Source organism: Nitrosophilus sp. (genome assembly GCF_982775275.1).
This window is the reverse complement of the sequence record NZ_CEXZHP010000044.1, coordinates 1-9941: the sequence shown is the minus strand read 5'-3', so window position 1 is coordinate 9941 and position 9941 is coordinate 1. Positions and strand designations below refer to the sequence as shown.

Below are 9941 nucleotides of genomic sequence, written 5' to 3'. Positions count from 1 at the left end.
CTTCCAAATCATCGGGCGCAATAAACGGATTGAACCTTTCGATGCAAAGCTCGTAACCGAGAAGCTTTAAAATAGCGTTAAATTTTGCGATACTGACGTTCCCAAGCTCTCCGTTTTCCAATTTGGATAAAGTAGGACGGCTAATATTTGCTATTTTACAAAACTCTTCTTGCGTGTAGCCTTTTTCTTTGCGAAGTTTTCTTATCGTTTTTCCTATCGTGAATAATCTCAATTGGCAACTCCTTGAAATTTTGATTATGGTGTTTCAAAGAAAAATTCCAAATATTTAAGATTCTATTTCCAATCTCTTTAAAATGGGAATTTTCTTTAATATACTCTCTCAGTTCGTTTATCGACATATTCAAAGCCTCAATACATTCGTTATACATATCCAAAGCCTCTTTATGGCTTAATTTGCAATATTTTTCCCCAAAATCTATCAGCTCGTTTTTGCCATACCATATTTTCTTGCCGTTTAGCGTCAAAGCCGGTTTGTCTTTATATATATAAGCAACCGTATTTACCACATCGTAAGCGGGCGAGATTCTGATATCGCTAAAATCGTCTCTATAAACGATTCCGAAATTTTTTAGATGGGCATCTCCGTTTTTTAGCAGGTAATTCATTATTATCGTCTTATATAGCTGTTTGGACGAATATTCCTCTTTTGTTGAAAAACCTAAGATAGCTTTTGCCACCTGTTCGTAACTGCCCCTATATTTACCAACTCTATTCTTTCCAAGCAGAACAAGAGCCTCTTCAAAACCTAAATACTCATTGCTGTTTTTATCGTAAGTAAATTTTTCTATCAAAAGGAATTTTTTGTTTTTGGAAAGTTTGATATTGGGTATTTCAATCCCGGCTTTTTTTAAAGCTCTCATACAAAAATATTCGTTTTCCGCCAAATACGGATATTCGTCACCCCAAGTTTTTACAATATACTCTTTGGTTTCGATATTTTCCTTATCTTTTACGACGGCTATCGATTTTGGCTGAATCCCGCTAAGTGCGTTTTTTTCCAAAAATCTATCAAGTATATTTTTAAAAGTGTCCTCGCTGTCATAATTTAAGATCTCTTCTATATCGATAGGCATAAAAACTTTTTTGTCGTTTTCGGTTTTAAAGTTTATCCTGCCTTCTATATTGTTTGCTAAAAGCGAAAAAATTAAAAAATCGTTAACTTCGCCATACTCTTTTGCGATAATGTTTTTAAATATCTCAAACAAATAGCCTTCAGGCAGATACATCTCAAAATATGGATGCAGATAATGCTCGTTTATATAAAACTTATGATTTGCCGGCATTCTTAAAGAGATTGAATCCTGTAAAGATACGTTATCCAAATAGCGCAAAAAATATTTGTAGCCGTCTTTGTTTAATTCGGCGATTAAATTATTTGAATGATATATCTCTATCATCGCATTTCCTTTGTAAAAATTATTTTACATTATACCAAAAAATCGAACAATTGTTAAATAACTTTTACAAAAATAATATAATCACACGGGTTATAATCACGCAGGTTGTTATTAGGGCAAAAACAAAAATATGCTATAATTATGAAACAAATCATAATGAAAGCGAACATAATGTTTATAGACAGAATCGATGAATTGAAAAAAGATCGATATAGTCGCTTTTGATGACGAAAATATCGCTTTTATTGAGTGCAAATATCAGGAAAACGTGGATAAAGAGAAGGCTTTAAAAAGGCTTATCCAAAAATCGAAAGCCGTTAAGCACGACAAAAAAGAGCATTTTTTGGTTGTTGGCAAAAAGGATATTGACAAGATAGAGTTTTGATATCTTAAAGTAGATCCAGCTTCCTTGATATCTCCCGGTATAATCTAAACAATTATACAAAAATTACCCGGTATAGCAGATAAAATCAAAAAAATTTTGCGGATTGCCTCAAATTCTTGAAATTTCCTCTTTTTTTTCGAAACAAAAAAAAATAAAATTACGTAAATACAATTTTTTCGCAAAGGATTGACAATGGGATGGCTTATTCTGTTTTTCATTATCGGGCTGATAATTTTATGGATCGGCGCTACGGGCAAATTGGGCGACAAGATAAAAAAAGAGTTCGGGGAGAGGTTAAAAAAGATGCACCATATAAACGCACTCTATAAAATTATTACGCTAAAAGACGATAACGGCGCATATCTTGCCTTTTTGCACGACGGAGAGCTTTATTATAAAAAAATAAAACTTATGGAAGTGCAAAGAGATTTTGCGAGCGACGTCAAAATGGCGGTTAGATCTACGCCTTTTCATCAGATGGCATCGACTCTTATCCATAAGGCGGTATTGAAAGTGGTGCTGGAGGACAATTCTGTTATCGATATAGACATAAGCGCAAACCACATACCGGTTATCCAAATGATCCAAAGGGACATTGCGGCGCACAGAGCCTCTTTTTCCAAAAAGGCTTAACCTTTTTTATAACGCAACTATTATTCACTCGGTTTTAATCTATAAAAAAATAAAATTTTTAAAAAGGAGTTTGATGAAAAAAAACAGATTAGAGGCGAAAATCCGCTTTGCGGAAACTTTGTTGCTTATAGGAATCGTTTTGTTTAACGCAATGTTTATTCTTTTTTTTTCATATATCAAATAAAGGAGTATGGTGAAAAATGAGAGATTTTTTCGATAAACGGTTTGAAGGGATGAAAGGGATGAAAGAAAAAAGGGTTTTCACGATTTTAACCGTCTTTTTCGTCGTTGTATTTTTTCCGTTTATTACGGGATCGGTTTTCGTTTTTTTTGCGATAGCCAAAAAGATCGATTCGCTTTTGGGAATGATAAATTTCTATCCGGCGACATATGCGATTATCTATTTTTTCGGTTTCGGGATACTGTTTTTGTTATATGCGGGATTTGTTTTGGCGGAAAAATACAAAGAGAGAAGATCGGTTGTGTTTATAAAAGAGAGCAAAAGTGAAAAAAAGAGATAAATTTTTTCATCCATTAATAGTAAAATCGGCAAAAAAATAAAATTTCCTATATGTTTTTTCCGATTTTTTTTATATAATTTTTAAAAATCTAAATTTTTTAGGAAGAAAATGAATAAAACCGAAATCATCCAAGCGGAATTTGAGCTTTGGATCGCAAAAAGAAAGGGGTATAAAATGGAAAACAAAAATTGTGCGGACATAGAACAGAAAATGCTTAAAATGGAAAACGAAATAAGAATACTCGCCAACGAGATGAAAGATATACATCAACTTTTAAAAGAGATGAAACCCCATTTGGAAGCGAGAATCAAAGAGGGAGAAACAGTTGTAAAAACTGAAGATGGAAATTATGATTTAAAAATATTGCAAGAAGAGATAAAGGCGCTTGATAAAAAACTTAGCGAAATGTTTGATTCATTAAATAAAAATGATGAAGTTTTAGGAAAAAATGATAAAACTTTACAAGATACAATTATGGACACTTATAAAAGTTTAATGAAAACATTAGATAGGGCAACAGGAACTATAAAAGACCACACTACGCAAGAAATCAAAAAAGCAACTCAAAGCATAAACACTACAACAGCAATGGAGATGAATAGATGGTAGATGAATTATCTAATAACAAACAAAATGAAATAAACAAAGAAGAAAATAGCATCCAACAAATCGCCAAACCCCACGCCGAGAGGGCGGGGGAGAGCGTAGATAAGATAGTAGAAGGTGAGCCTATTAATAGTGAAATAGACACAAGCAATTTTACGCCCTTTTCCCATATCCTCACCCCTTTTTCGAGCAACATAGATTTGACTATCAAGATAAATCCTTCCGTTGAGTCCGATATGGTGGCCGTAACCCACAATCAGCTAAAAAACGTAACCCAAAGCGGGTATTTGGAGATGTTTCACAGGCCTTTTCCGCAATATACGGCGAAGTATAAACACATCGAAGATACGATTTACGACAAAGACGGCGACCCCGTTCCCGTTGACGAGAGGGCGGTTTCGAATATGAGGGTTTTGGTGAATCTATACAAGGAAAGAAAATGACAAAATCTGATATAAAAAATAAGAAAGTGGTAATCAAAATAATATTGCAAGATAGACCCGATATGCACTATGATGATGATAATTTTACAATAGAAACTGATATTAATGAATTTATCGAACAAATACAAAGAGCTGAAAATCTTGCAATAGTAATGAAGTTGTTAAAAGATTACGAGGAGAAAGAGGGTTTTAGGTATTGCCTTGATCTTGAAAATCTAAAACCTGATATAACGAAAGACTTTAGGGAAGAGTTTAAAAAACTTTTGGATGACCCTGCAAAATTTATTAATGTATTTGAAGGTAAAGGTTATAAAATTTAAAGAAAGTATTAGAAATATGTCAATTCTTTCTATTTTATTATTTATCTAATTTATTGTTTGATACGAAATTTATAATGCACTTTGTTTCTTTTACATTTGAGCATAAAATTTAGAAAGTTTTCTAAAATTAAGACAATTTTAAAGATATTTGTTGCTAATGTGAAACTACATATAATTTTTTCTATTCTAAAAACTAGGAAATATTCTAATTTTATTTTTGTCTTTTAAAATGATTCTTTTCACTTATTTGGAGTCTATTTATGCAAAATCCTTTGGTAGATATATTTACAAATCATGCGAAAGACGAAAACGGTCTCTCTTTGCTTTCGTCTCCAACAGGATCTGGAAAAACCCATTCAATGATTGAAGCGATAAGCAAGCTTTTAAAAAATAAAAAATTTAATAGACAGATTTTTTTTATTTCAAATAAAAAAAATATTGTTAAAGAGCCTTATGAAATGCTTTTAGATAAGCTTCAAGATACAAATAAAGAAGCTGTAGAAAAAGTACTATATCTTAAGAGCGATATAGACTTGGCAATAGATTTTTTTGTAAATGAAAAAGTTTATGAAAAATATAAAGACAAAATAAGTAGTGATTTAAGAAAAGAGTTTGATAAAGCTGCTAATTTTTTTCATATTATTTTTAAATTAAAAGATGATAAGGATATTTTAGAAACTAAAAGAGATAAAGTAAATAAACTAAAAGAGTTAATAAAAAGTAAATTTAAAGACAAAAAGCTTTTACAACAAAACAAGTTTTGGTTAAAAAAGCTTTTCCCATCTCTATATTTAAATGAATATGATGTTATCTTTTTAAATACAGATAAATTTATGAGTGGCTATTTTACTCTACAAGGATTAGAGAGTTTTTTAAATATTAAAGATAAAATTATTTTTATAGATGAGTTTGATGCGTCAAAAGAGAGAATCCTTAAAGCTCTTTTAAAGGATATAAAATCGGATAATATAATAGCAGATTTTTTATCTATATACCAAAAACTTAATAATTTACCTCCAAATATTGATGAAATTAAAAAGCTTTATGAAAAAACTAAAAAATATTTAGATGAAATTTATAAAGATTTTCATCTTGCATATCCAATAGTAAATAAAACAGATGTTAAAAAAGAAGCTTATATTTTGCGTGACGGAGACATTGTAATACCTCATATTTCATCTTCCAGACTCGATTTTTGTTTTAATGATAAAACAAATAAAAATGAAATTGTTCAACATAACAAAAAACGTAGTTGTAAATCTCTTTTGCAACTTGAAAGACAGATTATTTACTATCTAACATTTGGTTTTCCTATTTTTTTCGAATCAATGGCAAGAAAGTATAAGAAGTTTCATAAAAATATAGATATTTATGCGGCAAGAGAGACAATATTGAATAGATATAAATTAAGCGAAACAGAAAAAAATAAAATATTAAAACGGATAGTATATGCAAATTTAAGAGTTCAAAATATTAAAAGAGATAAGATAGTTGATTTTTGGGATAGGGGATTTTCAATCAGCTTTTTGCAAGATGATATCAATCACAATGAAGATACATATATTTTTTTTGATTATTTAAGCATTTCTCCGGAATATCTTATTTTTGCTCTCTCAAAAAAGAATAAAATAATCGGAGTTTCCGCAACTGTAGAGATAAACTCTTTGATACACAATTACAATTTAGAGTATTTAAAAAGAAAGCTTGGCGATAGATTTAAAACTTTAACCAAAGAGGAAACAAAAAAGATAAAAAAATATATGAAAGAGCTCAAAATAATTGAAAAAAAAGGTATAGAGATTAAGGTAAAATGGCTTCCAGAAACGCATAAAAAAAATTTAGAAGAGATTAAAGATAATTTATTTAATTTATTGTCAGATATAGACTACATTTTTTTGGAAAACTATATAAATAATGAATTGTCGATGTTTGAAAATGACATTATGAAAGTTAGAGCGCTTAGTTTGGCTTATTTGTTGGCCAGCTTTTTATATGGACATTTGATAAAGAAGGAGATAGATAGTTTTATATATTTTGGAAATAGAATAAATGATATCGAAGATATTATAAATTTTGCAAAAAAAGTGTCTTATCTGATATTAAAAGGAAAATTAGAGTATAAAAAAGAAGAGTTTTTTGAAATAGTAGACAATATTGTTATAAAAGTGAAGGCAAACGAGTTTAAAAATATAGGTTTAGAAAATAGAACATCTTTTTTTCTAATCACTACCTATAAATCGTTAATGGAAGGAGTGAATTTAAAACATAAATTTGACCCTAAAAATTTAGGTAAAAAAGTTGTTCAATTTGGCTCTTTCAATAGTGATGTATATCTAAAAGATATTGATGGAATCTATCTTGAAAAACCTACTTTTTTTGTAGATACAAAAGATAGTTTAATGGAAGATATTTATAACTATCTAACTCTTTATAATTTTTGTTTATATTATCATCCAGGCTACAATATAAACAGCAATAATGCAAAAGAGTTTGTTGAGGAGTTAAAAAAAAGAAGAAAAAAGGATATTGAGGGGATTTTTTTAAAGAAAAATTCAGGATTTTTTCAAAATAGAATAAACAGATTTTATCATGATTATATTGAAGATTTTTTTAACAATGAAATAGCTTATTTAGTGATACAGACTATAGGAAGATTAAATAGAACATCATTTAAAAATAAAAAAATACAAATTTATATGGATGAGTATTTTAAAAGATATTTAGAGAGTTTCTATTATAGTGAAGCATATAAAAAAGGGGTTTTTCTTGATAAGTTCAATAAAATTATTAAACAATCTTTAGAAAACAGCTCTTTTAATAACACAACCCAAAAGCTCTATGATAGATTTACCTATGAAGTGTCAGTCAAAAATACTCTAATAAAATCTGATATTGATGGTATGCTGAGTGCTATTTTCACTGAAGATTACACTAAAGATAAAGCTATAAGAGATTGGCAAGAGTTAAGAGAAATTGTATTGAGATATCCTACATTGAAAACTACTGATACTATTGAAATTGGGAGTAAAAATTTTAATGTTCCTAATATATATGTAAAGTTACCAATTTTATCAACCTGGTATAGCTTTTTAGGTAAATATGTTGGAGATATTAAAAAAGTTTCGTTAAAAGATAGAATTGGAGAGTTAGTTAGCGATGATGAGTTAAAACAGATTATGAAAATTAAGGTTTTAAAAGAGTATTTTGAATCAAAAGGATATGCAACATTTTGGCAAGAGGGGTATTTTTTAATGGCTCCAATAGTTTATAACAATATCTATAAGGGCGCACTTGGCGAGATTGTGGGAGAGTATATTTTTAGGAATGTTTTTGATCTTGAATTAGAAGATCTTGATAAAGACTCTTTTGAAGTTTTTGATAAAAGATATAAAGATGTCTATTTTGATTTTAAGTTTTATAAAGACACAACGATATGTAAAGATGATAATATGAAAGAGTTGACAGAAAAATTATTAAGAAAAAAAAGAAAATATAATATAAAAAAACTTGTAATTGCAAATATATACTCTAAAAATAGTAAAAGATTAAGATATTATGATGATAATATGAATATAGTTAATTCTATAGATGAAGCCACTATAGTTTCAATTCCATCAATGTTGGATTTTGAAAAAAATTCTATAAACATAAATTTGGTAGATAGCTATTATACTTCTTTTAAAAGGTGGCTTAATGTATGAAAATAAAGTTGAATATGTTTTTACAAATGAGATAGAAATCAACCTTAATATGGAGAAAATAAGAAAGGATTTTTATATATATAGAGTTTTATTGAAAAAAGGTGTAAGAGATTTTGCAAATGCAGTAAAAGAGATTAAAAATATATTTAATAGCAATTCGCTTGTTAAAAACGGAAATGCATATTTTGTAATAAAAACGCAAAAAGTTAATATAGACTTTTTTTATAAGTATATATCAGACATTAAAGAGGTGGATTTTGAGAGAGTAAAAAAAATTGTTACTTTGAAACTATTAATTAGAATTTTGCCGTCATTAAAATCTATAAAACTTTTTGATGAAGAAAGTGTCTCCTTAGTTGATGGTCTTTTTTATTTTGCTGGAAATGAAGAGGGTTTAGATGTAATAAAAACTTTGAATATAGATATAGAAGAATATGAGGATAAGTATTATCTAACTTTTGGAGCAAGAGTTGCTACAAAAGGGAAAAAACTAAGTGAAAATATAAAAAAACGATATATTCCTTTTACTTTTAAAATTTCCGCGTTAGTTAGAGATATGGAGATTGATATTGATGAAGCATACTTTTTAAAATCTCATAGAAAAGATAAAAAAATAAATATACCATATTTTGATTGGAAAAATTTTGAGTTTTCTAAAATAGGAATAGTTGCAAAATTTTTAAAAGATGTGGAACTTTATTTGAAAGATTATGTAACAATTGAGTTAAAAAAAGAGAGTATTGAAAAATTTTCAAAACGAAAAATATCAAATATTAAAAAAGATATAGATATGTTTGTAAAAGAAGCTTTGAAGTATGATATAAATATCGTTAATTATACAAAAATTAGTGAAGAAAAATTGATTAAAATATTTGAGATTTATAAAAATGCAAAAGTAAAGTTATCTAATGCACCACAAGAGGAGTGTTTAAATCTGATTTTACTTCATAATAAAGACTACTATAAAAATAATGATAATGAAGATCCATATAAAGAGATAAAGAAAAAATTTAAAAAAATAGCAACAAATATAGTAACTGTTGAAGCAATAGAGTCTCTAACCGATAAAAATGCAAAAATCTATATAGATGTAGTTTTAAAAGAGCTTTTATTAAAAAAATATCTTTTGAATAAAAAAATAGTAAAAAATTTTTGGATAAATAAAGATCTGTTATTTGCTTTAAAAAATGAGATGGAAGTAGGAAAATTTGTAATATATGGAATGAGAATAGATAAAGATGGAAATATACAATTTTTAAATTCATTAGAAGATTATAGCAATAGATATTTGAAAAAATTATCATATGAGCTTATAAAAGAAAAAAAAGTAAAATACGGGATTTTGGACTTAGAGAATAATGAAATTGTTTTAATTTATGAAACTATAAAAAAGCCTTTGCCTGATATAAAAGCTTTAGATATCGAATATAAAAAATATAAAAAAACAATTTTGCTAAAAAGGGAAAAAAAATTAAAATTGATTGAAAAATATAAAAATAACTGTGATAAAGATGTTTTTAATATATTAAAAATTTGGGCTGATGAAGAAAAAGATTTTAGTTTTTTAATAAAAAATCTATCAAAAAAGGAGAAAGAAAAGTTTTCTAAATTTTTAATAGAAAATGGATACAGGATAAACACAACAGGATTAAGAGGAAATAACGGTTATTTAGCTTATTTAAAAGATATTAGATTAAACCCATTAAATAATGAATATTACGCTTTTACATCTTTTGCAATAAATACAAAAATAAATAACTCCCCGGTTATTAGAAAACTGAATTCTTTAAAAGAGTGGTATTTTAAAATGTTAGAAGTTGGTTTTGTAAGAACCAATGATATTACAGTTCTTCCATATCCTATAAAACTGCTTAGAGAAGAAATGAATGTAACTAAATAAAAGTGTCACCCAAA

General features: G+C 27.9%; 9 protein-coding genes. 7 read left to right on the top strand and 2 right to left on the bottom strand.

All coding sequences use genetic code 11. The annotated features are described in order from the left end of the window. Together AC30RD_RS03625 and AC30RD_RS03620 are read right to left on the bottom strand one after the other, a co-directional pair. The coding region (locus AC30RD_RS03625) for a helix-turn-helix domain-containing protein (RefSeq protein ID WP_489492878.1) at window positions 1–232 on the bottom strand (232 nt) is incomplete at its 3' end. Then, window positions 156–1418: a type II toxin-antitoxin system HipA family toxin gene (locus tag AC30RD_RS03620; RefSeq protein ID WP_489492877.1), complete on the bottom strand. Its 1263-nt coding sequence runs from the start codon at window positions 1416–1418 to the stop codon at window positions 156–158. The genes AC30RD_RS03625 and AC30RD_RS03620, both read right to left, overlap by 77 nt. Before the next feature lie 577 nt (window positions 1419–1995). On the opposite strand from AC30RD_RS03620, the gene AC30RD_RS03615 reads away from it, so the two are divergent. From AC30RD_RS03615 to AC30RD_RS03585, 7 genes are all read left to right on the top strand, one after another. Further along, window positions 1996–2436 carry a hypothetical protein gene (locus AC30RD_RS03615; protein WP_489492876.1) on the top strand — a complete coding sequence of 147 codons (441 nt, stop codon included), beginning with the start codon at window positions 1996–1998 and terminating at the stop codon, window positions 2434–2436. Between the two features lie 200 nt (window positions 2437–2636). Next, a complete protein-coding gene (locus AC30RD_RS03610) occupies window positions 2637–2957 on the top strand; it encodes a hypothetical protein (RefSeq protein ID WP_489492875.1) in 321 nt (106 codons plus the stop codon). Between the two features lie 108 nt (window positions 2958–3065). Beyond that, window positions 3066–3566, top strand: a complete 501-nt coding sequence (locus AC30RD_RS03605; RefSeq protein ID WP_489492874.1) for a hypothetical protein — start codon at window positions 3066–3068, stop codon at window positions 3564–3566. Then, window positions 3560–4006 carry a hypothetical protein gene (locus AC30RD_RS03600; RefSeq protein ID WP_489492872.1) on the top strand — a complete coding sequence of 149 codons (447 nt, stop codon included), beginning with the start codon at window positions 3560–3562 and terminating at the stop codon, window positions 4004–4006. Before AC30RD_RS03605 ends, AC30RD_RS03600 begins: the two co-directional genes overlap by 7 nt. Further along, entirely contained in the window at window positions 4003–4326 is a 324-nt protein-coding gene (locus AC30RD_RS03595) for a hypothetical protein (RefSeq protein WP_489492870.1), read from the top strand. The genes AC30RD_RS03600 and AC30RD_RS03595 overlap by 4 nt, the downstream gene beginning before the upstream one ends. Before the next feature lie 260 nt (window positions 4327–4586). Continuing rightward, window positions 4587–8027, top strand: coding sequence for a DEAD/DEAH box helicase family protein (locus AC30RD_RS03590; RefSeq protein WP_489492869.1), 3441 nt, complete (start codon window positions 4587–4589; stop codon window positions 8025–8027). Next, a complete protein-coding gene (locus AC30RD_RS03585) occupies window positions 8020–9927 on the top strand; it encodes a hypothetical protein (RefSeq protein ID WP_489492868.1) in 1908 nt (635 codons plus the stop codon). The genes AC30RD_RS03590 and AC30RD_RS03585 overlap by 8 nt, the downstream gene beginning before the upstream one ends. Window positions 9928–9941: the final 14 nt, after the last annotated feature.

Coding starts and splice junctions, on each gene's coding strand:
- AC30RD_RS03620 (WP_489492877.1), bottom strand. CDS start 1,418: ATGATAGAGATATATCATTCAAATAATTTAATCGCCGAATTAAACAAA.
- AC30RD_RS03615 (WP_489492876.1), top strand. CDS start 1,996: ATGGGATGGCTTATTCTGTTTTTCATTATCGGGCTGATAATTTTATGG.
- AC30RD_RS03610 (WP_489492875.1), top strand. CDS start 2,637: ATGAGAGATTTTTTCGATAAACGGTTTGAAGGGATGAAAGGGATGAAA.
- AC30RD_RS03605 (WP_489492874.1), top strand. CDS start 3,066: ATGAATAAAACCGAAATCATCCAAGCGGAATTTGAGCTTTGGATCGCA.
- AC30RD_RS03600 (WP_489492872.1), top strand. CDS start 3,560: ATGGTAGATGAATTATCTAATAACAAACAAAATGAAATAAACAAAGAA.
- AC30RD_RS03595 (WP_489492870.1), top strand. CDS start 4,003: ATGACAAAATCTGATATAAAAAATAAGAAAGTGGTAATCAAAATAATA.
- AC30RD_RS03590 (WP_489492869.1), top strand. CDS start 4,587: ATGCAAAATCCTTTGGTAGATATATTTACAAATCATGCGAAAGACGAA.
- AC30RD_RS03585 (WP_489492868.1), top strand. CDS start 8,020: ATGTATGAAAATAAAGTTGAATATGTTTTTACAAATGAGATAGAAATC.